Below are 24,004 nucleotides of genomic sequence, written 5' to 3' on the forward strand. Positions count from 1 at the left end.
TCTGGCAAAGCGTTGCCCCTCAGGGATCGATATAGCAGGGCTCCGCCTGTTTAACAGACCCTCATGCCGATCGTTCCCGTCACGAGTGCACATAATTGCGCGGGCTGGCGATGCGGTCGCCGGCATTGCCATATGCGGGCGCCCTCGCTAAGCGGCGGCCCAAGTTTTGCGTACAGGGAGGTGCGACAGCCATGACCGAGATCCTCGATATTCACGCTCGCCAGATCCTCGACAGCCGGGGCAATCCGACGGTCGAAGTCGATGTGCTGCTCGAGGATGGAAGCTTCGGCCGCGCCGCTGTGCCGTCCGGCGCGTCGACCGGCGCCTATGAAGCGGTCGAGAAGCGCGACGGTGACAAGAGCGTCTATCTCGGCAAGGGCGTGCTGCAGGCGATCGACGCGGTGAACGGCGAGATCAGCGAAGCGATCCTCGGCCTCGACGCGGAGGATCAGCGCGATATCGACATGGCGATGATCGCGCTCGACGGCACCGAGAACAAGTCGCGCCTCGGCGCCAACGCCATCCTGGGCGTCTCGCTCGCCGTCGCCAAGGCGGCGGCCGACGCGCGCGGCCTGCCGCTCTATCGGTATGTCGGCGGCGTTGCGGCGCATGTCCTGCCGGTGCCGATGATGAACATCATCAATGGCGGCGAGCATGCCGACAATCCGATCGACTTCCAGGAGTTCATGATCATGCCGGTGGGCGCCGAGAATTTCGCGCATGCCGCGCGGATTGGCTCGGAGATTTTCCACACGCTCAAGAAGGATCTGCACGACGCGGGCCTTTCTACCGCGGTCGGCGACGAGGGCGGCTTCGCGCCGAACATCGCTTCGACCCGCGAAGCGCTCGATTTCATCATGAAGAGCATCGAGAAGGCGGGCTACAAGCCCGGCGAGAATGTCGTGCTCGCGCTCGATTGCGCCGCGACCGAATTCTTCAAAGACGGCAAATATGTCATCTCCGGCGAGGGCAAGACGCTCTCTCCGGCCGAGATGGCCGACTATCTCGCCGACCTCGTCGCGCGCTATCCGATCAAGTCGATCGAGGACGGCATGAGCGAGGATGATTTCGAGGGCTGGAAGCTGCTCACCGACAAGATCGGCAACAAGTGCCAGCTCGTCGGCGACGATCTCTTCGTCACCAATCCCAAGCGCCTCGCCATGGGCATCCAGAAGGGCCTCGCCAATTCGATGCTGGTGAAGGTCAACCAGATCGGCTCGCTGACCGAGACGCTGGCGGCCGTCGATATGGCGCATCGCGCCGGCTATACCAATGTCATGTCGCACCGCTCGGGCGAGACCGAGGATGCGACGATCGCCGATCTCGCGGTCGCCACCAACTGCGGCCAGATCAAGACCGGCTCGATGTCGCGCTCCGACCGGCTGGCCAAATATAACCAGCTCATCCGCATCGAGGAGGAGCTGGGCGACCGCGCCGTCTATGCGGGGGCCGGGCTGTTTCGGTAACTTCGCCTGCCGACGTCATCCCAGCGAAAGCTGGGATCTCATGCGCGTGAGACCCCAGCTTTCGTTGGGGTGACGCAGTCGGCACGATAGGGTTCACTTTCCCGTAACTCCGACTCCTTTCGTCGCATAGGGCAATTTTGCCCTTGCATTGAAGGAGTCGCCGTGATTCCAAGAGACAATGGCGCAACTGGCGAAATTGAGGCTGTTGTTCGGTTCGGCGATGATGCCGGCCATTGCGATCGTGTTGCTGCTGATCTTCATCGCTTATGCGATCATCGGGCCGAACGGCATTCTCGCCTGGGGCGACTACAGCCGCCAGCTCAAGCAGCGTCAGGCCGAGCTCAGGATGCTGCACGCGCAGCAGGCCGCGCTCGACAATCGGGTGAAGCTGCTCGATCCGCGCAGGGTGGACCCGGACCTTGCGGATCAGGAAGTCCGCAAGGAACTCGGTGTCGTGCATCCCGATGAAGTGATCGTGCCGCTGAACTAGCCTACTCAAGGTCTCCGTTCGCCGCTTACGGGCCTTAAATCGCACAGCATTTAACCTATCTGGACATTGCACTTCGACGCATGCCGCGCCTATAGCTGCACGAAATTTCCACGCGAGAAGGATCTCAAGCCTTGGCGAAGCCAGCTTCCAGCCGCACCAGAAAGCCCGCGACGGCTCCTGCCACGCTACCCGGAGCCGATCACAATCGCGAGCGTCCGGGCGAACCGGAAAGCTACAAGGCGAGCAAGGAAGAGCTGCTCGAATTCTACCGGCAGATGCTGCTGATCCGCCGCTTCGAGGAGCGCGCCGGCCAGCTTTACGGTCTCGGCTTCATCGGCGGCTTCTGCCATCTCTATATCGGCCAGGAAGCGGTCGCGGTCGGCATCCAGTCGGCGCTGACGCCCGGCAAGGACAGCGTCATCACCGGCTATCGCGATCATGGTCACATGCTTGCCTACGGCATCGATCCCAAGCTCATCATGGCCGAGCTGACGGGCCGCGAGGCGGGCATCTCGCGCGGCAAGGGCGGCTCGATGCACATGTTCAGCGTCGAGCATAAATTCTACGGCGGCCACGGCATCGTGGGCGCACAGGTGTCGCTCGGCACCGGTCTCGCCTTCGGTCACAAGTACAAGGAAGATGGCGGCGTCTGCATCGCCTATTTCGGCGACGGCGCGGCCAATCAGGGCCAGGTCTATGAGAGCTTCAACATGGCCGAGCTGTGGAAGCTGCCGATCATCTACGTGATCGAGAATAACGGCTATGCGATGGGCACCTCGGTGCAGCGCAGCTCGTCCGAAGGCGAGCTGTATCGCCGCGGCGAGAGCTTCCGCATCCCCGGCATCCAGGTCGACGGCATGGACGTGCTCGCCGTCCGCGGCGCGACCGAGACGGCGCTGGAATATGTCCGTGCCGGCAAGGGGCCTATCCTGCTGGAAATGAAGACCTATCGCTATCGCGGCCACTCCATGTCCGATCCCGCCAAATATCGCTCGCGTGACGAAGTGCAGCATGTGCGCGACACGTCCGATCCGATCGACGGCCTCAAGAAAGTGCTGATGGAAGCGGGCGTGAAGGAAGAGGATTTGAAGTCGCTCGACGCCCAGATCCGCAAGACCGTGAGCGAGGCGGCCGATTTCGCCGAAAGCTCGCCGGAGCCCGACGCTTCCGAATTGTATACCGACGTCCTGGTGGAGCAGTATTGATGGGCCTGGAAATCAAGATGCCGGCCCTTTCGCCGACCATGGAAGAGGGCACGCTGGCCAAGTGGCTCGTCAAGGAAGGCGACACGGTCAAGTCGGGCGACATCATGGCCGAGATCGAGACCGACAAGGCGACGATGGAATTCGAGGCTGTCGACGAGGGCACGATCGAGAAGATCCTGATCGCCGAGGGCACTGACAACGTGAAGGTTGGCACGGTGATCGCGATGCTGTCCGGCGAGGGCGAGGAAACGCCTGCCGCCGCACCGCCGGCTGAAGCGCCCAAGGCCGAGGCGCCTGCGGTTGCGCAGAAAGCGGACGAGTCCGAGGCACCTGCCCCGAAGAAGGCCGAAAGCGGCACCAGCAATCTCGCCGGTGCCAAGTCCGCGCCGGCCGCCGATCCCGCCATTCCTGAAGGCACGCAGATGGTCCGCACGACCGTCCGTGAGGCGCTGCGCGATGCGATGGCCGAGGAGATGCGCAAGGATGACCGCGTCTTCCTGATGGGCGAGGAAGTCGCCGAATATCAGGGCGCCTACAAGGTCACTCAGGGTCTGCTCGAGGAATTCGGCGCCAGGCGCGTCATCGACACGCCGATCACCGAGCATGGCTTTGCCGGCATCGGCGCGGGCGCCGCGATGGGCGGCCTCAAGCCGATCGTCGAGTTCATGACCTTCAACTTCGCGATGCAGGCGATCGACCAGATCATCAACTCGGCCGCCAAGACCAATTATATGTCGGGCGGCCAGATGCGTTGCCCGATCGTGTTCCGCGGCCCCAATGGCGCCGCCTCGCGCGTTGGCGCTCAGCATAGCCAGAACTATGCTCCCTGGTACGCCCATGTCCCCGGCCTCGTCGTGATCGCACCTTATGACGCCTCGGACGCCAAGGGCCTGCTCAAAGCCGCGATCCGCAGCGAGGATCCCGTCGTGTTTCTCGAGAACGAGCTGGTCTATGGCCGCAGCTTCGATGTGCCCCAGCTCGACGACCATGTCCTGCCGATCGGCAAGGCGCGCATCGTGCGTCCGGGCAAGGACGTGACCCTGGTCAGCTATTCGATCGGTGTCGGCGTCGCGCTGGAAGCCGCCGAGGCGCTGGCGGGCGAGGGAATCGACGCGGAAGTGATCGACCTGCGCACGCTGCGCCCACTCGACACCGCAACCGTTCTTGAAAGTCTCAAGAAGACCAACCGCCTCGTCGTGGTCGAGGAAGGCTGGCCGGTCTGCTCCATCTCCAGCGAGATTATTGCGGTGTGCATGGAGCAGGGCTTCGACGATCTCGACGCCCCGGTCCTGCGCGTCACCAACGAGGACGTGCCGCTGCCCTATGCGGCGAATCTGGAAAAGGCGGCGCTGGTCGATGCGGCCCGCGTGATCGCCGCCGCGAAGAAAGTGACTTATCGTAGCTGATGGCGCGGGCCGAAAGGTTCGCCGTCAGTCGCAGAGGGCGGCCGTCGCTCCCTCGGTGTTGTGGACGCCGCTGCCGCCGGTTGTGTGCGTGTCGTCGCCGTTGAAATCGCGGTCGTCGCGGACCGTCATGGCCGCAATGTCCTTGATCACCGTCGTCGGCACCAGCCGCGCGGAGATCAAAGGCTGATAGTCATAGGCGACCTCGACGAACATGACGCCGCCCCCGGCCGGCGCGGTCACGGTCTGGCCGGTTGGGCCCATGTTCGGTTTGTTGACGTCGCCCTGCACGCCATAGCTCGATGGATAGGCCTTGCCGCCATAGCAGCGTTGCCAATGAATCCTGTATTTGCCGGCGTTGTTGGGATCCGGCTCGAGGCTGGACAGGATCACCCGGCCCTTGGCCGCGAGATTGAGCGTGCCGCCCTGCAGGTTCGCGCCGATGAACAGGTCGTTGATCTGGGTTTCGGTGATCTGCGGGCTGGTCAGCAGGCTGTTCGTGCCGATGCGCGCGGAGTTGTCCGCGACATGCAGCGCGATCTGGCTGACGCGCATCTTGGTGATGGCGAAGTTGGTGACTTCCGCGCCGGACAGGAACATGCCCAGGATGATCGGCGCGGTGAGCGCGAACTCGACCGCGGCGAGGCCGCTCTCGCAGCATGCCAGACGATCAAGAGGCTTAATCATAGGGAGCCCCGGGGGTTGGAGAGTCTGCGCCGGCATGGCCGCCGCCACAATGCAGCGGGGACGCGGGAGCAGGCCCATAGACGCCCTGATCGCCAAAGGGCTGGTTGGCGAGCACCGTCGTGGCGGTGAGCGTCGTCGTGCCCTTGCCGTTGATCAGCTTGTCGATCGGGAACATGCGCGGATAGCTGACCTTGACGGTATAGACGACATTGTCGCGCGCGCCGGCATGATCGACGCTGTCGCCGCCGTCGCGATCGAACACCCCGTTGCTGTTGGCATCGATGAACGCTTCGCCATTGTTGCACTTGCCGTCCTTGAAGGTGCCGGCCGCGGAGTCGGTGAAGGTCTCGGCCTGGGCGGCGGCGGCCTTGGAGAAGGTCCGGTAGAAGCGCCGGGTGATCGTCACCGCGGCGGTCTTTTGAAGCGTGCCGAGCTGAGCGCGCACGACGGCGTCCAGCGCGTCACGCTGCGTCGTGCCGGTCCCCGCGGCGGTTTCGAGCGTGCCGTCGCGCGCGGCCTTCTGCACTGCGCCCTGCAGCACCCCCTGCATGTAGAGCGTGTGGCCGGTGTCGAGCGCGCCGAGCAGCAGCACGCAGAGCACCGGTGCGATCAGCCCGAATTCGAGGATCGTGGTTCCCTCCTGGCAGCGCGCGAGGCGGCGCAGGTGGCGGCGATGGGCGGGGAGGGGAATCACAGGCGCCATGGCTCAGCTCGTCAGCCGCAGTTCGGCGATTTCGGATGCGATCTGCTTGAAGTTGGCGATCAGGGTCGCGGTGCTCGCTGCCGAGAAATATTTGCCGGGCGAGGCGCAGTTGGAGAGGCGCGTCTCGGTCGCGGAGGAGGTGCCGCCGCCATAGGAGACGACCCAGAGCGTGATGTTCTTGTTCTTGATCGCCGTGCACAGCGCATCGAGACGCGCATCCAATATGTCGTCGGTATTGCCGCCGCTCGGCGCATAGGTCGTCTGTCGGCGGTCCCACCAGGGGATGCCCTGCGAGGAATAATTGTCGACCGCCGTGTTGGTGTCGCCGTCGGTCATGAAGATGATGTGCCGCTGGATGGCACCGCCGGTCGGCGTCGCGGCATTCTCGCTCGCGAAGATGCCGGTCGGCGAGATGAAGCGCGCGCCCCACATCATCCCGATGTCGTGATAAGTGTTGCCCGTCGCCACCAGCGAGTTGACGTAGGTCACGAAGCCGGAGGACGTGTACCAGGTCTGCAGCTTCTTCGCCTGGGCCGGGCAGGTGGTCGTGATGTTGTGATCGAGATCGTCCGTCGTGGTGACGGGATCATAGGAGTTGCTCGCTCCCCAGCCGCTGCCGGTATAGCGTCCCCAGACAGCGTCCGGGAGCACCGGCCCCCATTGCGTCGTCGGGTCGCTGGGATCGGGCATCAGATCGATGTCCATGTCCTTGGCAGTGCTCGGGATCGGGCTCCATTCGTCCGACGGATTATAGTCGGAATTCTGGAAGGTCGGCATGCGCTCCTCGATGCAGCCGCCCCATGTCGCCGTCTGGTTGGCGACGATCGTGAAATTGGTCGGGGTTTTCGATCCGGAAACGTTGTAGGAGGGGCTGGTCGCCCAGCCGGTCGGGATCTGGATCGAACCGTTCCAGCTCGATCCCCCCGCCTTCAGGCCGGAGACATCCAGCGGCGCCTGCTTGTAGGTCCAGCTGACCCACTTCTCATAGTCCGTCCAGGTGATCGGCTTGGTGGAGGTCGCCGTGCCGTTGGTGCGGCTGTAACCCGTGATCGCGGTTCCGATCTCGAGGTAGCAGGCACTCGATTTCCAAGTATAGCGCAAGCCATAGACGGTGCGCGGATCGGTGCCGGAATAGGTCAATGTCTGGTCGGTGTCCGGCCCAGGGGCCGTACTCCGCCAGGTGGGCGTGCTGCTGCTCGACAAGGTTGCGGTGATGGTTCCTCCCACGTCCTCGATCGCGTTGAGCGTGCTGCCGGAGTTGGCGAGATTGTTGAGACCGGTGCAGCCCGAGCTGGTCGTCTTGTCGGTGCGCTTGCGCAAATAGGTGTGGCCATTGATCGTCTGATCCGAGCCCGGGGTCGCAAAACCGGCAAAATCGTTGGAGGCATTATAGGAGGACGGCGTGCTGCTCGGCGTCCAGCCGGACCAGCTGCCCAGCGCGCTTTCCGCTCCCACCGTCCAGGTATGCACGGGCGTCGTATTTGCGACCCGCGTCTGGAAATCCCTGCTGTTCGCGAGAAAGTCGTTCGGCAGCAATTTGCCGAGATTGACGTTCACCGAATAGGGCACGAAGCCGATGCGGATCTGCGCCGTGCCGGTATAGCTGGTCGCGGTCGGGTCGCTGCCGCAGACTTCCGGCGTGTTCACCTTCACCAGCGCCTCGTAGAAGCATTTGACCGCGCTCTTGAGACCGGTGATCTTGGCGCCGGTCTGGGGCGAGGATGCGTAGCAATTGGAGCCCGGCGCGCAGTTCATCGATCCGGTATTGTCGAGCACGAACATGACGTCCGTGTTGGGGATCTCCATCTTGGCCGTGCAGGTCACCGTGAGACTGCGCTGCGTCATGCCGAAGACGCGCATGATCGTCATCGGCACGGCGACCGTCGCGGTGCCGGTGACGGTCCCGGCGCTCTCCGTATAGTTGCTGGACAGCGTGCCGGTGCCATAGGCGTTGGTCTTGAAGTTGGCGGCGAAGAGCTCATCCGCCCGCGATTGCGAATTGCCGGTGCCGGTGGTCGTCCAGCTTCCCGATCCCATCGCCTTTCGGCCCGCCAGCGCGCCGGCATCACAAGCCTGTTGCAGGCGCGTCTTGGTCAGGTAGAGACGACTCATGTCGACACCGCCGCCAATCAGCCCGGCCAGCGGCACCATCGCCGCCGCCGCGATCGCGATGGTGTTGCCGCGAATATCGCGCGCAAGCCGTGTCAGAAAGGATGCGCCTGCCCGGTTGCGCGCCATGAAGGTCCTCGTTGCTCTCACCCGCCGGACTCCTTGCGCAGCGCGCAATGGGTCCGAGCCAAGCCTCCCATTAGCTGCGGTTGGTGGACAAAACCCTAATCGCCGTGGTTGACGAGCAGTGAACGCCTTGGAAAACGGCGCCGTTTCACCGGCAGATCTGGCGCCCTTGCCGCGCCTGCTGCTGGCTTATGCCCCTGCGGAGATGCGCGATTGGCACGGCCTGTGCTGGCTGCTGGACCAGCGTCTGGCGGCCGTCGCCCAGCGTGGCGGCGACGCGACGATTGCCGCGATCCGGCTGGCCTGGTGGGACGCTGTGCTCGTCGAGAATGACCTGTCGAAGGGACGAGGCGAACCCCTCGTGGAGCGGTGGCGCCTGATCGCTCCGGCGGGCATGGAGCAAGTCGCCGGCCAGCTCATCGACGGTTGGCGGGCGCTGGTCGCGCCGGAGGCGATGAGCGAAGAGGATCTGCTGGCCTATGGCGAGGCGCGGGGCGGCGGTCTGTTCGGTCTGCTCGCTGGTGACGCACAGGCCGCGCAGGGGCGTGACGTGAGAAGCGCCGGCTGCCTCTGGGCGCTCTGGGATCTCGCTGCCCATGTCCGCGACGAGAGCCTGGCACGACGCGCGGTGGCCACCGCGCGCGAGGTCGCCGATCGCAGCATTCCCCCGGCCGGTGCCGGGTTCAAGCCTCTTCGCCTCGCCCGCGCCCTGGCTCTGGCCGACGTGCGCACCGGCCGTGTACCGCGGGGCGGATTTTCCCCGCGCCATTATGGGCGCTTGCTGCTGGCGTCCCTGCGCGGCTAGTCTGTCCGGCGTCGCGAACGGGCAGGGGGGATGCCATGGGACGCTTTCTGGCCGGATCGGTTGCCGCGTTGCTGCTCGTCGCGGCCGGCCTCTTCTGGTGGCAGTTTGAGGCCGATCGCACGGCGCGACCGCTCGTCGCGCGGGGCGGCGCGCAGGCCCAGCCGCCGATCCTGCCGGGTGAGGGCGATCCTGCCGCGCGCGGCGCGCCGCCGCCCGGCGTGCCTCAGGCCACCCAGCGCACCCGCGAGCAACGCCGCTTCGACCGCTTCGATCGCAATCGCGACAGTCTCATCACCCGCAACGAGATGATGGCGACCCGCGCCGCCGCCTTCCGCAAGCTGGACAAGGACGGCAACAATCTCCTCTCCTTCGAGGAATGGGCCGTCCGCACCTCGGACCGCTTCGCCGGCGCCGACGCCAACAAGGACGGCAAGCTCACCCCCGCCGAATTCGCCACGACGGCGAAGAAACCGGCGGCCAAGCGACCGCAGAATTGCGCCTGCGAACCGGCGCCAGAGGAGGACTGACTATCGCCGGGATGGCCGGTCATAATTGAAGACGGGCGTCGAATGGCGGGCTTTGGATCCTAGAGCCCATCAGCTTTTGATTGGAGCACTAATTCTGTCCAATCCGCCCTAGTTCGCCTTCTTGTCGATTAGAACGGCCTGTTGCCATCGGCCCGGCGTCTTGTCGGTTCGGTGAATGCAGCCGGACCAACAGCAGGGCCGCCCTTTTCCTTCAAGCAACTCTTCGCAGGTTCGCTCAATGCGGCGGGTGCGCGTTTTCGCCTGTTTGGCATCGTCGACCCAACAAATAAACTCGTTGCGACCGAGCGGCGTCAGGCCCTGCCAAAGTGCAAAGGTTTCCGGATTTGATTGCAGGGCCGCTTGCATATCAGCCGATGCCGTGTGGACGGTCCCGTGAGAAAAGGCGTCAGTCACTGGAAACCTATAACGCTTCTGAGTGGCCCGTCCAAATTCCTTGACGCTTAAGCCGACATCATCCCGCTTACCGGCAACCCCCGCTTCCACTCCGCCAGCGCCGCCCGCGCCCGGTCGGTATAGCCGAGCTTGCGATCCTTCTTGCGCACACTCTCGTCGAGCGGCGGGAACAGGCCGAAATTGACGTTCATCGGCTGATAGCTCTCCGCCTCCGCGCCGCCGGTGATATGGCCGAGCAGGGCGCCCAGCGCGGTCTCCACCGGTGGCGGCGCCATCGCGCGCCCAGCCAGTTCCGCCGCGCTCATCAGCCCCGCCAGCAGGCCGACCGCCGCGCTCTCGACATAGCCCTCGCAGCCGGTGATCTGCCCGGCGAAGCGGATATGCGGCGCCCCGCGCAGCCGCAGTTCGGCGTCGAGCAGTTCGGGGCTCTTGATGAAGGTGTTGCGATGCAGCCCGCCGAGCCGCGCGAACTGCGCATTCTCCAACCCCGGAATGGTGCGGAACAAGGCGACCTGCGCCTCATATTTGAGCTTGGTCTGGAAGCCAACCATGTTCCACAAGGTACCCAGCGCATTGTCCTGCCGCAGCTGCACGACCGCATGCGGCCAGCGCCCGGTGCGTGGATTGTCCAGGCCGACCGGCTTCATCGGCCCGTGGCGCAGGGTGTCGACGCCGCGATCGGCCATCACCTCGATCGGCATGCATCCCTCGAAATAGGGCGTGTCCTTCTCCCATTGCTTGAACTCGGTCTTGGGCCCGTCGCGCAGCCCCGCGACGAAGGCCTCATATTGCTCCCGGTTCATCGGGCAGTTGATATAATCCTTGCCGTCGCCGTCAGGCGATCCCTTGTCCCAGCGGCTCGCCTTCCAGGCGATCTCCATGTCGATCGTCTCGCCATGCACGATCGGCGCGATGGCGTCGAAGAAAGCCAGCTGATCGCGGCCCGTCGCGCTGGCGATCGCCTCGGCCAGCGGCGCGGCGGTAAGCGGGCCGGTCGCAACGATCGTCAGCCCCTCCGTTGGCAGGCGGTCGATCCGCTCGCGCACCAACTCGATCAGCGGATGCGCCTCGATGGCGCGGGTGACACCCTGCGCGAAAAGATCCCGGTCCACGGCCAGGGCCGATCCCGCCGGCACCTTCGCCGTGTCCGCCTGCGCCATGATCAGCGAGCCGAGCGCGCGCATCTCCTGATGCAGCAGCCCCACCGCATTGCTGCTGGCGTCGTCGGACCGGAAGCTGTTCGAGCAGACCATCTCCGCCAGCGCGTCGCCCTGATGCGCTGCCGTGGTGTCGCCGCCGCCGCGCATTTCGGAGAGCCGCACCGGCACCCCGGCCTGAGCGAGCTGCCATGCCGCTTCGCTGCCCGCGAGGCCACCGCCGATGATATGAACTTTGTGGGTCATGGCGCGCGGGTCTAGTCGCTCCCGGTGCGAATGAGAACCAGGATGTGCACCTGGCCGCTCCTTGTCGAATCCGCTGTCCTACAGGCCCCTCGTCATGGCACGGCGGAGGAGTTCTTTCTCAGCATGCATAATCGCTTTTCTCGATCAGAGGATTGGGGATCCTGTAATTGGCGGCTCGCGGAAGCGAAAATAAATGCTTTTCCCCGTGACCTTCGTGACCTTTGCAAGATTGTTACGCATCCCTGATCGACTGGCTCGATCAGGCGCCTCAGTCGAACCCGGCCGGAAACACATGCTTCCCATCCGGTCCCAGCCTCAACTTGCTGTGACCCGCCACCGCATCCCTCGAAATGGTTCCATAGACGTGCGGAAACAGCGCCCCGCCCCGTGACGGCTCCCACTTCACGGTGTCGCCCAGCGTCGGCAGGTCGACCATCACCAGGATTGCGGGGTCCGCGTCGGCGAACCATTTGGCCGCTGTCTCCCGCACCTGCTCGCGGGCGGAGAGGTGGATGTAGCCGTCCGCCACATCGACGGGCGAACCGGTGAAAACCCCCGATTCGCGCCAAGCCGTCCATTCCTCAGGGCGCAAGAGCTTGAAAGCGAACAAATCCGTCATGCCGCGACGCTACGGCATGGTTCAGCCTGCGTCCAGCGCTTGCTTGGCGCGCCGCTTTGGCCCAACTTCGGCTGGCTCGTGCCATGCGGGCCGCGATGATAACGGGGACGACACAAGGCGATGACGGACGCGGCGCCGGATATGGACATGCTCGTGCGGGGGCTCATCCATCTGCTCGATGTTGTGCCGGGCGAGCCGGCCGGCCATTTCGCCGGCGTTCGCAAGCCCGGCGGCGTCGGCCGCGTGTTCGGCGGCCAGGTGATCGGTCAGGCGCTGATGGCGGCGACCAAGACCGTGCCGGACGAGCGTCTCGTCCATTCGCTGCACTGCTATTTCCTGCGCCCCGGCAGCGAGGATCATGGCATCGACTATGAGGTCATCGCCGACATGGAGGGACGCTCCTTCTCCAATCGCCGCGTCGTCGCGCGTCAGCAGGAGAAGGTCATCTACTCAATGACGGCCTCCTTCCACCGCGATGAGCCCGGGCCGGCCCATGCCTTGGCGATGCCTGACGTGCCGCCGCCGGAGGATCTGCTCAACATACGCGATCTCATGCGCCTGCATCCGCTCCCGGCCGGTCCGGCCATGCGCCGCATGGCGAGCCAGCCCGGCCCGCTCGATTTCCGGCCCGTCGGTGCGATCCAGCAGGGCGCGTCGCTCGATAATCTGGAGCCGGACTCGCTGTGCTGGATGCGAATCGGGCGCGGCGCTCTCGGTGTCTCGCAGGCCTTCCAGCGCGCCGCGCTTGCCTATATGAGCGATCTCCTGTTGCTCGCCACCGCCTATCGCCCGCACGGCCTGCAGATCGGCGGGCCGGAGGTGATCAGCGCCAGCATTGATCACAGCCTCTGGTTCCATGGTGATGTCGAGTGCGGCGAGTGGCTGCTCTATGCGATGGACAGCCCGTTCGGCGGCGGGGGACGCGGCTTCTCGCGCGGCAATTTCTTCGCGCAGGATGGACGCCTGATCGCGAGCGTCGCCCAGGAGGGGCTCATGCGCCTCAAGGAAGGGTAATGGTTCATCCAGTGAAATGCGATCGTTGCAACTGGGCAACATGAATGCCAAATATGCAATCGCAAAAGTCGATCGCGTAAACGGCTGAACCGGCACGGCAATTGCTCGCCCGCGCGAGTTTTCCGCCGGAAATCGCTCCGGCGAGCCCTCTCCTTAACGTCATTTTAAGTATGTAACGCGACATGTGGCCGATCGATCACATGTGACCGTGGGGGCCACGTTGTTTCAGCAGGATATTCTCAAGCTCGCCTTCGAGGTGCACCGGATCACCGAGGAGAAGATCAACGTCATCGAGACGTTGACTCGGCGCACCAAGACGCTGTCACTCAATGCGCGCATCGAGGCGTCGCGCGCCGGCCAGCAAGGCGCGGCCTTCGAAGTGGTCGCGCAGGAGATGTCCCAGTTCGCCAATGAGGTCGGCCAGCTCTCGACCGAGCTGCGGGGCGCCATTGCCTCGAACATCTCGCGGATCGAGAATGCCGGCGAGGCGATGATGCTGGATTTCCGCGGCTCTCGCTTCGCCGACCTCTCGCGCAACGTCGTAGAGATCATTGACCGCAATCTTTACGAACGCTCCTGCGACGTGCGCTGGTGGGCGACTGACAGCGCCATCGTCAATGCAGCCACGCGTGGCAGCGAGGACCCCAATCTGTTGCGCCAGGCGAGCGCACGCCTGGCGACGATCCTGCGCTCCTACACCGTCTATCTCGATCTCTGGATCGCCGATCGTAACGGCAAGATCATCTGCAACGGCCGCGGCGACCGCTATCATTCGGTGATTGGCCAGGACGTCTCGAAGGAGGAGTGGTTCCGCAAGGCGATGCGCACCGCGACCGGAGATGACTTCGCCGTTTGCGATATTGCCCGCAACTCGATCCTGCACAATTCGGCCGTCGCGACCTATTCGACCGCTATCCGCACCAATGGTGAGACTTTTGGCGAGCCCATCGGAGCGCTCGGCATCTTCTTCGATTGGGAGCCGCAGGCTCAGGACATCGTCAAGGGCGTCGCACTCACTGACGACGAGAAGCGCACCTGCCGCGTCATGCTCCTGAACGCCGACTTTCAGATCATCGCGTCATCCGACGATCACGGGTTCCTGACCGACAAGTTCCCGCTCAACCTGATCAACAGCGAGCGGGCCTATTATCGCGCCGGTGATAATATGGTCTCCTATGCGCTGACGCCAGGCTATGAGACCTATACCGGCCTGGGCTGGTATGGCTGCATCGAGAGCGCGGTGCCGACCTACTGAGTCACGCGGCGTCGCCCGCCATCGTTCCATGCTTCGCTGTCTCGCGCATACGCCAGTAAACGATCAACGAGAGCGCGCACATGCCGCTGACATAATAGAAGAACCAGGACTCGCGGCCGACTTCGACGAGCCACAGCGCGATATATTCGGCAGTGCCACCGAACAGCGCGTTGGCGATCGCGTAGGGCAGCGCCACGCCCAGTGCGCGGATGTGGGGCGGGAAGAGCTCGGCCTTCACGATGGCGTTGATCGAAGTATAGCCCGAGACGATCAGCAGGCCCGCGAGCACCAGCAGGAAAGCCGCGCCTTCACCGCCCGCCGAGCGGATCGCCGTGAAGAGCGGCACCGTCAGCAAGGTGCCGCCGACGCCGAAGCCGATGAGCAGCGGCCGCCGGCCGATGCGGTCGGACAGCATGCCGAACAACGGCTGCAGGATCATGAACAGGGCCAGTGCGGCGGTCATGATCACCGTTGCTTGCGGGCGGGTAAAGTCGGCCGAATTGACCAGATATTTCTGCATATAGGTCGTATAGGCGTAGAAGGAGAGCGTGCCCCCGGCGGTCAGCGCGATCACCAGGAGCGCCTCGCCCGGGTGCTCGCGGAACAGGGCTAGTCCGCTGGAGCGCTTGCCGCTCGCCTTAGCGGCGGCAAAGTCCGCGGTTTCCTCGATCTTGCGGCGCAGGACGAATACGCCGAAAGCCAGCATTGAGCCAATGATGAAGGGAACCCGCCAGCCCCATTGCTCCATCGCCGCTTCGCTCGCCAGCGCCTGCAGGCTCAATTGCACGGCAAGCGCAGCGAGTTGGCCCCCGATGAGAGTGACATATTGCCAGCTCGAGATCAGTCCGCGCCGGTTTTTGCCGGCCATTTCGGCGAGATATGTTGCGCTCGCGCCATATTCGCCACCCACGCTCAACCCCTGGAGCAGGCGTGCGATCAGCAGCAAGAGCGGCGCGTAGATACCGATCGTCTCTGCCGTCGGCATCAGGCCGATGAGCAGCGAACCGCCTCCCATCAGGCCGACGGAAAGGGCAAGCCCCGCCTTGCGACCCCGACGATCCGCGTAAATGCCCATCAGCCAGGCGCCGATCGGCCGGACGAGGAACCCGACCGCGAAGATCGCGGCGGTGCTGAGCAACTGCGCCGTCTGATCGCCTTCCGGAAAGAAGCGGCCTGCGAAATAGACCGAAAAGGCTGAATAGACATACCAGTCATACCATTCGACGAAGTTGCCGAGCGAGCCGCCGATAATCGAGCGCAGGGCTTTGCGGCGCGTGGGATGTTGTGCTGTGTCCGTCACGATCGGGTCCGTCTGCTTTTCCTGGGGGCGGTTCCCTTCTGGAGACGGAAAACGGGACTTGTCGAGTCGCAAAACTCTTTCTTCGCTATCGATCATGCATTAGCACTGTCGATCCGGGAGAGAGGAGGGAGGCATGGCGCTATCGGGCGATCGCGACGCGGTCCTGATCAACTATGTCGCGCGGGGCAACGACCGTCCGCGTTACTACGCGAACGATCATAGCAAGGACACCGTGGCGATCGAGTCCCATTCCATGTCGGCGCGGGATGGCCGGGAGCAGGCGCTTGACCTCGACACATCGGGCTTTCAACTCGTCAAGCACGAGACCGCCGTCAGCGATTTTACCGACAAGGCCAGCGCGCCGCTGTACGCCAGGGAGATCGAGGCGCTCATTCTGAAACTGACCGGGGCAGATCGTGTGCTGGTCAACGGTGCACCGATCCTGCGCTTCTCCGAGCGCTCCGGCAAGGCCGGATCGAGCGACAACAGCCATCCCGCACGTTTTGCCCATGTCGACGTTAGCGACGAGACCGGAAAGGGTTTTTCGCAGCAGCGTTTGCCCGAGGGGCAGGAGACATTCTCTCGCGCCGCGCATTACAATGTCTGGCGCGTCGTATCGGCGGCGCCGCAGGACGTTCCGCTCGCCCTGTGCGACGCGCGCAGCCTCAGCGGGCGCGAGATGATCCTGGCGGACGCGATCTTCGACAGTCCGGCCGGTGACTGGAGCTTCGAGGGCTATGTCGTCGCGCATGATCCGGCGCACCGCTGGGTCTGGTTTCCGGACATGACGCGCGACGAAGCGATTGTCTTCAAAACGCATGACAGCGCGCCGGGCGTAGCCCATTGCGTACCCCACGTCGCCTTCGACGATCCCGATGTGGGCGACGACGCGCCGCCCCGCGTCAGCGTGGAGATACGCGCCATCGCTTATTGGTGGAAATGACGTTATGGAGCGGCCGACAGCGCTCGAAAATGGTGCCGAAATTCGCCGTTTTCCGATCGTGCGATCATCAGCTTTTAACCTCCGTATGCTATGCGGACGGCCCCTAGCGAAGAGTTGACATGGCGACCGACGCATCTCTTATTAAGCAAAAGACCTTTCCTCAGACGGTGATTGCCTGGCTGTCGGCCAATCCACTCCTCGTCGCCGGAATTCTCTCGGTGATGATCCCCACCATGATCGTCGTCGCCAACGAGAGCTGGTCGACCGAACAGGGCGCGCACGGGCCGATCGTGCTCGCCACCGGCCTGTGGCTGCTGGGCCGCGAATGGGTGAGGGCGCGCCCTTTCTTCAAACCGGCGCCCGGCATCCTGGTCGCGGCTGCGTTCGTGCCGCTGCTCTTCCTTTATTTCGTGTCGCGCGTCAGCCATATCGTCGAGACCGAGAGCTTCCTCATGTACGGTCTGGTGGTCGCGACGCTGTTCAGCTTCATCGGCTGGCGGGCGCTCAAGAGCATGTGGTTTCCGCTCATCTATCTGCTGTTCGTGCTACCGCCGCCCGAGACGCTGGTGGCGATGGTCACCAACCCGCTGAAGATCTATCTGTCGCAGGGGGCAGTCCATCTGCTCTACATCCTCGGCTATCCCGTCGCGGCGGCCGGCGTGACGATCCAGGTCGGCCAGTATCAGCTGCTGGTAGCGGATGCGTGCGCGGGCCTCAATTCGCTGATCTCGCTGTCGGCGATCTCGCTTTTCTATGTCTATCTGCGCCATCATGCCAATGTGCGCTATGCGCTGCTGATGTTCCTCATGGTCGTTCCAGTGGCGGCGTTCGCCAACTTCGTGCGCATCCTGCTGCTCGTGCTCCTGACCTATCATGGCGGCGAGGCGGCGGCGCAGGGGTTCCTGCATGACTTTGCCGGCATGACCATGTTCCTGACCGCGTTGGTCACGATCTTCGCGATCGATCATCTGATCGGCATGATCTGGCCGGCTCTCAAGCGGAAGAAGGCACCGGCGGGCGACACGGCCACAACCGCATAACGGTCCGATCGCAGCCGGTCGCCCTTTCCCGGGTGTCGGCCGGATCGCCCAGCAATCAGCAGTCATACCGGCCGGCCGTTCGCGAACGGACCTCCGAGCGGCGGACGGTCAGACCTTGTCGGTGCCGATCATCAGGCGGTGCGTTTCCGGCCCGGTGTGATGCAGCATATCCTTGATGAAGCTGGTCATCTGCGCCGTAGCGTCATTCATGTCCGGATTGATCACGGACATGCGCAGGAGCAGGCCGTCGGCGAGATACCCCTCCAGATTGGCCTTGGTCATGGACAGGCGCTGCGCGGCCCAACTCTGCGGCATCTCGTCGCCGATGCGCGTCCAGTATACGATATTCTCGTAGCGCGATCCCTGCGACGCCCGCACGGCCCGCGCGGCGACGACCTCGTTCGGCCCGATCGGAATGTCATAGGGCTTGCTGACGTCGATCGAGAAGCCCGACGCATAGTAACAAATTTCCGGCCGATGGAGCTGGACGTTGTTGAGCTGCACGCTGTTATAGGCGGCGAGGAACATGATGGCCGTGCCGCCGCTGTTCACATAGGTGCGCGTCAGGATGTGCTGGTAGAGCTTGTTCGCCAGCTCGCTTTCCGGCGGGAGCACCAGCTCGCTGACCGGCGCGGTGCGCCAGTCACCGAAGCTCTTGGGGAAAAGCGCCTCGAACTTCTTGTCAGACAGGCTGGGGTAGCGTGGCTTGGGCGTCCGCGCGAGAGCAAGACCGCTCACCGCCAGCAAGGCGCCGCCCATCAGCAGATGGCGTCGCGTTAGCCGGGCCGGCGTGACGTTTGCGTCTTCGGCGCCATCGGGCTCCGGGATGATTTTGCCTTCAACCGACACGGCCGCCTCTTTCTTCGATGCGATGCGGAATTACCAGCAAATCGCGGACTGGAAAACTGCCAATGTAGGTAGCGCGGATTCCCTGCCAAGCTGTTAGCGTCCGGCGATGGGACAGGCCGGAGGGGCGGGCGGTCATGGCGCCACCAGAGCCTGATAGACGAGCGGCCGCACGAGATAGGATCCGTCATAACCGGGTGGGCCGGCTCGCTCGAAATTCTGGACCATGCCGACGAAGGCGACCCGATTGGCGGGGTCCGCCCAGAACCAGGTGCCTGCTGCACCCTCCCAGCTGATCGTGCCCTTGCCTTCGATGCGACCGGCGAGCGGCGGATCGTTCACGGTCATGACGCCCATGCCCCAGCCGAGGCCCTTACCGAACTGGGGATAGGGATTGCCTCTGGCGATCACCTCGTCGGGCACGACGTTCGCCTGCATGACCGCGATGGTGGCAGGCACGAGAAGGCGCTCGCCATCCAGCTCGCCGCCATTGGCCAGCATCGCGGCAAAGCGCGCGCAGTCGTCGAGCGTCGAGACCAGGCCGGCGCCGCCGGATTCGAGTGCGGGCGGGGTGCGATAATCCGAGCCGAACAGGCCGCCCGAGAATTTGCTGCCCGCGACCAGGGCACCCGTCTCGTCATGATAATAGAGCGAGGCGAAGCGGTGATATTGATCGGCGGGAATGTGGAAGCCGGTATCGACCATCTTGAGCGGCGCAAAGATGCGGGTGCGCAGAAATTCGCCGAGCCTGAGCCCCGACCATTGCTCGATGAGATAGCCCTGTATGTCGACCGCGATGCTGTACTGCCAGGCAGTGCCCGGCTGATAGTGCAAGGGGAGGTTGGCGAGGCGATCGATCATGGTCGCGAGGTCCGGTGCGCCGAGCGGGTCGGCGGCGGCATAGAGCTTGTCGACCGGACCAGGGCCGAACCCGTAGCCGAACCCCGCCATATGGGCCATGAGTTGGCGCATCGTCGGTGGGCTGTGCAACGGCTCGAGGATGATCTCGCCGTTCAGATCGATATCGGCCGCGACCTTGAGGTCGGTGAAGGCCGGGATATGCTTCGCGATCGGATCGTCGAGCGCCCACTTGCCTTCCTCGAACAGCATCATCATCGCGACGGCGGTGATCACCTTGGTCATCGAGAAGATGCGGAAGATGGTGTCGCGTTGCATCGGCTGGCCGGGCGCGGCATCACCGAGGGTCTTGCAGTCGACCACCTTGCCATTGCGGGCGAGCAGATAGGCCATGCCGCCAACCTCCTGCCGATCCACGGCCGCGGCGAGGGCGGCATCGAGCCTGGCGAGGCGGACGGCGGAGAAGCCCTGCGATTCGGGTGTCGCGGCAGGGAGGAGCGTGGCTCGCGGGGCCATTTCGGACGGTTCCAGGACCGTCAGATCATCATTCCGCCTGATATCGCTCATATGCCTCTCCGATAGGGCCCATGCTGACCTATTTGCGTACTGAATGGGTAAAAGTTGACTTTGTCAAGTGACGGGCAAGTTCATGAAAAACAGCGTTCTTTTGCAAGAGCGCGTGGCGGAACTTCATCAACATCGCACATATGATCGATATGACGAGCGAAAGTTTCAGGTTATCAACGACTTGCATGAGATGATCTTAGCGTATCGGTGGTGATGTAGGACAGGGACTGGCTCGCGGGCGCAGGCACCGAAGGCTTTCGCTTCAGGACTTGGCGGCGATCTCGCGCAGGGCCTGCTCGAACACCGCAGCGGGCTGGCCGCCCGAGATGAGATAGGTGTCGTTGATGACGATCGCGGGGACGGAACGGATGCCGCGCGACTGCCAGAGCCGCTCGGCGTTGCGCACCTCATCGGCATAGCGGCCGGAAGCAAGGACGTCTGTCGCCTCGGCGCGATCGAGCCCTGCCTGTTCCGCGACGTCGGCGAGGACGGCGGGGTCGCCAATGTCGCGATTGTCAGTGAAATTGGCCGCGAACAGGGCTTTCTTCAGGGCGCGCTGGTGCCCGGTGAGGCCGGCCCAGTGCAGCAGGCGGTGCGCATCGAACGTGTTGTAGAGGCGGCTGTCGCCGGTCATCGCCATGTCGAAGCCGACCTCGCGTGCGCGGGCTATCAGGCCCTGCCGGCTCGCGGCGGATTGCTCGGCGCTGCTGCCATATTTCTCGCCGAGATGCTCGACGACATTCTGGCCCCCGGCCGGCATGTCCGGATTGAGCTCGAACGGCTGGAAGCGCAGATCGGCATCGATGGCGTCCTGCGCGCTGACCAGCGCCTGCTCGAGCCCGCCCAGGCCGATGGCGCACCACGGGCAGGCGATGTCCGAGACGAAATCGATCTTCATGGGCTTGGGCATGGGCATCTCGCAACGGGAGGGTGGGCGATCGGGCGACATCCTATCGCCGGGATGAGGTTGCGCCAATGGTTCGGGACGATGGAAGGAATGGCGGTTCCGTTCCGCCTCATGCCGTCGTGCCAAGCTCGTGAAGTCGCATCAAGTCAGGGGCTTGCGGGATGGCTCGGGCCGGCCCGCGCCGACACTGTTGCGGGCGCGACACAGGGCGGGCGGTTCCGGAAAAAGTAGATTGAAACCTAATCTGTTTTTGGTAGATACCTACCTACCTAAGAACAAACCACCGGGAGAGAGCGAATGACCCGTTTTACGGCCGCGTTGCGTACGCGGACTTGTTTGGTCGCCGTTGCGATCGGCCTTGCGGGCGTCGCGCCCGCCCACGCCCAGCAGAATGCGCAAAGTGCCCAGGACGTTCCAGCGGCCGATGAGGCCGGCGCGAACGATGAGCAGATCGTCGTCACCGGTTCGCGCATCGTCTCCGGCTTCGATCGCCCGACGCCCGTCTCGGTGCTGAGTGCTGCCCGCATCGAAGAGCGCGGGGCCACCAATCTGGGCGATGCCCTCAACGAGCTTCCCGCCTTCCGCGCGACCAACACGCCCGCCTCCACCGGCCTCGGCGCGGCGGGCGGCTATGTCGGTGGTCGCATCCTCGACCTGCGCGGCCTCGGCTCGGTCCGCACCCTGACGCTGGTCGACGGCAAGCGCTTCGTTCCCTCGACGACGCAGGCGACGGTCGACACCAACATGATTCCCTCGGTGCTGCTGTCGCGCGCCGAAGTGGTCACCGGCGGCGCCTCGGCAGTCTATGGCTCGGACGCCGTCTCGGGCGTCGTCAACCTGCTGATCGACAAGAAGTTCACCGGCTACAAGCTGAACGGACAGGTCGGCTTCTCGCAATATGGCGATAATTTCACGACGCAGTTCGGCGCGGCCGGTGGCTGGCAGATCGGCGACAATTTCCATGTCATCATCGGCGGCGAATATGAGCGGGCCGAGGGCGTGGAATCCTGCCCGCAGCGCGACTGGTGCGCCCACGGACTCATCAACATCAGCCGCAACCCCGGCGTGACGAGCATCCCGGCCAACAACATCCTGGCCGGCGTCTACCCCTGGACCGCGCCCTATAACGGCGTCACCACGCCGCCGAGCAGCGCCTATGCCGGCAAGCTCGTGCCGACCTGGCGCCCGATCGACGGCATCGGCTTCCGCGCCGACGGTACGCCGTTCAAGACGACGCAGGGCGTGCTCGCCAACAATCTCTATTCGCAGGGCGGCACCAATGACGGGCCGGGCGAGAATATCTACTTCGACTTCCCGATCGTCTCGCCGACCAAGCGCTACAACGCGATGGGCTATGCCACCTGGCAAGCCACGCCGGCGCTGACGCTGGAGCTGGGCCTCACCTACGGTCATAACGAGGGCTATCACCGCGCCGTCGCCTATCGCAACACGGCGATCACCATCCGCAGCGACAACCCCTTCATCCCGACCTCGTCGGATCCGTCGCTCGACCTGCGCACGCTGATGGCGCAGGCCGGCCTCACCAGCTTCACGCTGGGCAAGGGCTTCAAGGATGTCGGCCCGGGCGATCTCGTCGTGAAGGACAATGTGTATCGCGCCGTCCTCTCCGCGGCCTACGAGATCAACAGCAACTGGAAGGCGGACATCTATTATCAGTATGGCCGCAACGAGTTCCGCAGCGACATCACCGGCGGCACGATCACCTCGCGCATGCTGAATGCGCTGGACGCGACGACCAATGGCGCCGGGCAGCCGGTCTGCCGCATCAATGTCGACGCCAATCCCAACAACAACGACGCGGCCTGCGTCCCGCTCAATCCGTTCGGCTCGGGCCAGGGCGCGACCTTCGCGGCCGCCAAGGCCTATGTGAAGGCCAATGCCTTCCAGACCAACAACACGACCGAGCATGTCGTGGCGGCGAACATCACCGGCTCGCTGATCGAGCTGCCGGCGGGCAAGCTCGGCATCGCGGTCGGCGGCGAATATCGCAGCGACTCGGTGAACGGCGATGCCGATGCCCTGTCCAAGTCGCTTGCCTTCTTCACCGGCAACGGCTCGGTCATCTCCGGCAAGATCGAGGTGGCGGAAGTCTATGGTGAGGCGGAGGTACCGATCCTGCGTGACGTTACCGCATTCAACGAGCTGAGCCTCAACGGCGCGATCCGCCGCACGCACTACAAGCGCTCCAGCGCGCTGTTCCCGAGCAGCACGGTGGACGTGACGACCTGGAAGGTCGGCGGCGTCTGGGCGCCGATCGACGCGATCCGCTTCCGCGCCACGCGCTCGCGCGACATTCGCGCGCCCAACGTTTCCGAGCTGTTCGGCCCGCTCACCAGCTCGTCGGGCATTCTGAACGACCCGGTGAACGGCGGCCAGCAGACGGTGGTGCCGATCACGCTCGGCTCCAACCCCAATCTGCGCCCGGAGAAGGCCGACACCTGGACCGTCGGCGTGGTGGTGCAGCCGACCGGCGGCGTCGCCGGCCGGTTCCGCGGCTCGGTCGATTATTATGACATGAAGATCAAGGACGCGATCAGCACGCTGGGGCAGCAGAATATCGTGACGCGCTGCTTCCAGGGCGATGCGCTGAGCTGCGCCCAGATCACGCGTGATGCCAACAACATCATCACCAACGTGAAGGACGTGTTCCAGAACGTGAACCAGCTCAAGGCGCGCGGCATCGACTTCGAAGTCGGGTACCGCCAGCCGATCGGCACCGAGAGCGCGCTGAACCTGAGCCTGCTGGCCAGCCACATGATCGACCTCATCACCGTCGATGCGGTCGGGCCGGTGGAGCGGGCTGGACAGACGGGCCTGCGTGGCGGCACGCCTCCGGGCATCCCCGACTGGACCCTCGACGCGACGGCCAATCTGGAGCTGGGCAAGCTCTTCGCCTTCTCGACGCACGTCCGCTGGATCAATAAGGGCTTCTACAACGCAGCCTTCGTTGGCTCCGAGCAGCCGGGCTACACCGTCACCCGCACGGACAGCTCCAGCACCAACGCGATGCCGGGCCGCACCTATGTCGACATGCTGGCGACCGTGAAGGTGCCGGTGGGCGGCAAGGACAAGGCGAGCGTCTATTTCGGCGTGGATAATGTGTTCAATGTCGATCCGCCGGCTTTCCCCGGCGCGAACGGCAGCGGCAACAACGTCCTCTTCAATCCGGTGGGCCGGATGTTCAAGGCCGGCATCCGCACGACCTTCTGATCCGTCCCGACAAAGTTCCTCTCGCCTCGGTCGCACTCCTCCTCCCCCGCGACCGAGGCACCCAGGAGCGCTTAACATGTTAAATG

Annotated in this window: 21 protein-coding genes; 11 read left to right on the plus strand and 10 right to left on the minus strand. The window is 64.3% G+C overall.

Translation table 11 applies throughout. The features are described from left to right. Positions 1-191 precede the first annotated feature (191 nt). The 4 genes from eno (at position 192) to KK488_RS12335 (ending at position 4,567) form a co-directional block, all read left to right on the plus strand. On the plus strand, positions 192-1,466 hold the full coding sequence (gene eno / locus KK488_RS12320) for a phosphopyruvate hydratase (protein WP_214623938.1): 1,275 nt from the start codon (positions 192-194) through the stop codon (positions 1,464-1,466). A gap of 178 nt (positions 1,467-1,644) precedes the next feature. Continuing rightward, on the plus strand, positions 1,645-1,956 hold the full coding sequence (locus KK488_RS12325) for an FtsB family cell division protein (RefSeq protein WP_214623939.1): 312 nt from the start codon (positions 1,645-1,647) through the stop codon (positions 1,954-1,956). A 131-nt stretch (positions 1,957-2,087) separates the two neighbouring features. Further along, complete coding sequence (pdhA, locus tag KK488_RS12330; RefSeq protein WP_214623941.1) at positions 2,088-3,161, plus strand: pyruvate dehydrogenase (acetyl-transferring) E1 component subunit alpha; 1,074 nt, start codon at positions 2,088-2,090, stop codon at positions 3,159-3,161. Next, positions 3,161-4,567: a pyruvate dehydrogenase complex E1 component subunit beta gene (locus tag KK488_RS12335; protein ID WP_214623943.1), complete on the plus strand. Its 1,407-nt coding sequence runs from the start codon at positions 3,161-3,163 to the stop codon at positions 4,565-4,567. The genes pdhA and KK488_RS12335 overlap by 1 nt, the downstream gene beginning before the upstream one ends. Before the next feature lie 24 nt (positions 4,568-4,591). Here the strand turns inward: KK488_RS12335 and KK488_RS12340 are convergent, their stop codons facing one another. The 3 genes from KK488_RS12340 to KK488_RS12350 are packed head-to-tail and all read right to left on the minus strand — an operon-like array spanning position 4,592 to position 8,213. Then, on the minus strand, positions 4,592-5,251 hold the full coding sequence (locus KK488_RS12340; protein WP_214623945.1) for a TadE/TadG family type IV pilus assembly protein: 660 nt from the start codon (positions 5,249-5,251) through the stop codon (positions 4,592-4,594). After that, positions 5,244-5,954 carry a TadE/TadG family type IV pilus assembly protein gene (locus tag KK488_RS12345; RefSeq protein WP_214623947.1) on the minus strand — a complete coding sequence of 237 codons (711 nt, stop codon included), beginning with the start codon at positions 5,952-5,954 and terminating at the stop codon, positions 5,244-5,246. Before KK488_RS12345 ends, KK488_RS12340 begins: the two co-directional genes overlap by 8 nt. A 3-nt stretch (positions 5,955-5,957) precedes the next feature. After that, on the minus strand, positions 5,958-8,213 hold the full coding sequence (locus KK488_RS12350; protein WP_214623949.1) for a pilus assembly protein TadG-related protein: 2,256 nt from the start codon (positions 8,211-8,213) through the stop codon (positions 5,958-5,960). A gap of 97 nt (positions 8,214-8,310) precedes the next feature. On the opposite strand from KK488_RS12350, the gene KK488_RS12355 reads away from it, so the two are divergent. Next, positions 8,311-8,994: a hypothetical protein gene (locus KK488_RS12355; RefSeq protein WP_214623951.1), complete on the plus strand. Its 684-nt coding sequence runs from the start codon at positions 8,311-8,313 to the stop codon at positions 8,992-8,994. A gap of 35 nt (positions 8,995-9,029) precedes the next feature. Further along, entirely contained in the window at positions 9,030-9,521 is a 492-nt protein-coding gene (locus tag KK488_RS12360; protein WP_214623952.1) for an EF-hand domain-containing protein, read from the plus strand. Positions 9,522-9,629: 108 nt separating this feature from the next. Here the strand turns inward: KK488_RS12360 and KK488_RS12365 are convergent, their stop codons facing one another. The 3 genes from KK488_RS12365 to KK488_RS12375 all read right to left on the minus strand — a co-directional run bounded on the left by KK488_RS12365 (position 9,630) and on the right by KK488_RS12375 (position 11,957). Then, on the minus strand, positions 9,630-9,935 hold the full coding sequence (locus KK488_RS12365) for a YdeI/OmpD-associated family protein (RefSeq protein WP_214623954.1): 306 nt from the start codon (positions 9,933-9,935) through the stop codon (positions 9,630-9,632). A 47-nt stretch (positions 9,936-9,982) separates the two neighbouring features. Further along, positions 9,983-11,338 carry a methylenetetrahydrofolate--tRNA-(uracil(54)-C(5))-methyltransferase (FADH(2)-oxidizing) TrmFO gene (gene trmFO / locus KK488_RS12370; protein WP_214623956.1) on the minus strand — a complete coding sequence of 452 codons (1,356 nt, stop codon included), beginning with the start codon at positions 11,336-11,338 and terminating at the stop codon, positions 9,983-9,985. Between the two features lie 268 nt (positions 11,339-11,606). Next, the gene (locus tag KK488_RS12375; RefSeq protein WP_214623958.1) at positions 11,607-11,957 is read right to left on the minus strand and encodes a DUF952 domain-containing protein; all 351 of its coding nucleotides are present in this window, start codon (positions 11,955-11,957) and stop codon (positions 11,607-11,609) included. A 120-nt stretch (positions 11,958-12,077) separates the two neighbouring features. On the opposite strand from KK488_RS12375, the gene KK488_RS12380 reads away from it, so the two are divergent. Then, on the plus strand, positions 12,078-12,971 hold the full coding sequence (locus KK488_RS12380; protein WP_214623960.1) for an acyl-CoA thioesterase: 894 nt from the start codon (positions 12,078-12,080) through the stop codon (positions 12,969-12,971). 202 nt (positions 12,972-13,173) lie between these two features. Beyond that, on the plus strand, positions 13,174-14,226 hold the full coding sequence (locus KK488_RS12385; RefSeq protein WP_349356887.1) for a methyl-accepting chemotaxis protein: 1,053 nt from the start codon (positions 13,174-13,176) through the stop codon (positions 14,224-14,226). Position 14,227: 1 nt separating this feature from the next. On the opposite strand, the gene KK488_RS12390 is transcribed toward KK488_RS12385, so the two are convergent. Beyond that, positions 14,228-15,526, minus strand: a complete 1,299-nt coding sequence (locus tag KK488_RS12390) for an MFS transporter (RefSeq protein WP_349356888.1) — start codon at positions 15,524-15,526, stop codon at positions 14,228-14,230. Positions 15,527-15,659: 133 nt separating this feature from the next. Between KK488_RS12390 and KK488_RS12395 the strand changes: the two genes are divergently transcribed. Together KK488_RS12395 and xrtV are read left to right on the plus strand one after the other, a co-directional pair. Then, complete coding sequence (locus tag KK488_RS12395) at positions 15,660-16,469, plus strand: CmcJ/NvfI family oxidoreductase (protein WP_214623964.1); 810 nt, start codon at positions 15,660-15,662, stop codon at positions 16,467-16,469. 119 nt (positions 16,470-16,588) lie between these two features. After that, a complete protein-coding gene (gene xrtV, locus KK488_RS12400) occupies positions 16,589-17,509 on the plus strand; it encodes an exosortase V (RefSeq protein ID WP_214623966.1) in 921 nt (306 codons plus the stop codon). A gap of 108 nt (positions 17,510-17,617) precedes the next feature. Here xrtV and epsI read toward each other — a convergent pair whose 3' ends face one another. The 3 genes from epsI to KK488_RS12415 all read right to left on the minus strand — a co-directional run bounded on the left by epsI (position 17,618) and on the right by KK488_RS12415 (position 20,690). Beyond that, a complete protein-coding gene (gene epsI, locus KK488_RS12405; protein WP_214623967.1) occupies positions 17,618-18,358 on the minus strand; it encodes an exosortase-associated protein EpsI, V-type in 741 nt (246 codons plus the stop codon). A gap of 132 nt (positions 18,359-18,490) precedes the next feature. Next, on the minus strand, positions 18,491-19,780 hold the full coding sequence (locus KK488_RS12410; protein WP_214623969.1) for a serine hydrolase domain-containing protein: 1,290 nt from the start codon (positions 19,778-19,780) through the stop codon (positions 18,491-18,493). 262 nt (positions 19,781-20,042) lie between these two features. Then, the gene (locus tag KK488_RS12415) at positions 20,043-20,690 is read right to left on the minus strand and encodes a DsbA family oxidoreductase (RefSeq protein ID WP_214623971.1); all 648 of its coding nucleotides are present in this window, start codon (positions 20,688-20,690) and stop codon (positions 20,043-20,045) included. Positions 20,691-20,984: 294 nt separating this feature from the next. On the opposite strand from KK488_RS12415, the gene KK488_RS12420 reads away from it, so the two are divergent. Continuing rightward, positions 20,985-23,918, plus strand: a complete 2,934-nt coding sequence (locus KK488_RS12420; protein WP_214623973.1) for a TonB-dependent receptor domain-containing protein — start codon at positions 20,985-20,987, stop codon at positions 23,916-23,918. Positions 23,919-24,004 lie beyond the last annotated feature (86 nt).

The sequence above is a fragment of the Sphingobium nicotianae genome, from assembly GCF_018603885.1.
GTDB classification, from domain to species: Bacteria; Pseudomonadota; Alphaproteobacteria; order Sphingomonadales; family Sphingomonadaceae; genus Sphingobium; species Sphingobium nicotianae.

Bases quoted from the DNA above. Each gene is read 5' to 3' on its own strand.
- eno (WP_214623938.1), top strand. From the start codon at position 192: ATGACCGAGATCCTCGATATTCACGCTCGCCAGATCCTCGACAGCCGG.
- KK488_RS12325 (WP_214623939.1), top strand. From the start codon at position 1,645: ATGGCGCAACTGGCGAAATTGAGGCTGTTGTTCGGTTCGGCGATGATG.
- KK488_RS12335 (WP_214623943.1), top strand. From the start codon at position 3,161: ATGGGCCTGGAAATCAAGATGCCGGCCCTTTCGCCGACCATGGAAGAG.
- KK488_RS12340 (WP_214623945.1), bottom strand. From the start codon at position 5,251: ATGATTAAGCCTCTTGATCGTCTGGCATGCTGCGAGAGCGGCCTCGCC.
- KK488_RS12345 (WP_214623947.1), bottom strand. From the start codon at position 5,954: ATGGCGCCTGTGATTCCCCTCCCCGCCCATCGCCGCCACCTGCGCCGC.
- KK488_RS12360 (WP_214623952.1), top strand. From the start codon at position 9,030: ATGGGACGCTTTCTGGCCGGATCGGTTGCCGCGTTGCTGCTCGTCGCG.
- trmFO (WP_214623956.1), bottom strand. From the start codon at position 11,338: ATGACCCACAAAGTTCATATCATCGGCGGTGGCCTCGCGGGCAGCGAA.
- KK488_RS12375 (WP_214623958.1), bottom strand. From the start codon at position 11,957: ATGACGGATTTGTTCGCTTTCAAGCTCTTGCGCCCTGAGGAATGGACG.
- KK488_RS12380 (WP_214623960.1), top strand. From the start codon at position 12,078: ATGACGGACGCGGCGCCGGATATGGACATGCTCGTGCGGGGGCTCATC.
- KK488_RS12395 (WP_214623964.1), top strand. From the start codon at position 15,660: ATGGCGCTATCGGGCGATCGCGACGCGGTCCTGATCAACTATGTCGCG.
- xrtV (WP_214623966.1), top strand. From the start codon at position 16,589: ATGGCGACCGACGCATCTCTTATTAAGCAAAAGACCTTTCCTCAGACG.
- KK488_RS12410 (WP_214623969.1), bottom strand. From the start codon at position 19,780: ATGAGCGATATCAGGCGGAATGATGATCTGACGGTCCTGGAACCGTCC.
- KK488_RS12415 (WP_214623971.1), bottom strand. From the start codon at position 20,690: ATGCCCAAGCCCATGAAGATCGATTTCGTCTCGGACATCGCCTGCCCG.
- KK488_RS12420 (WP_214623973.1), top strand. From the start codon at position 20,985: ATGACCCGTTTTACGGCCGCGTTGCGTACGCGGACTTGTTTGGTCGCC.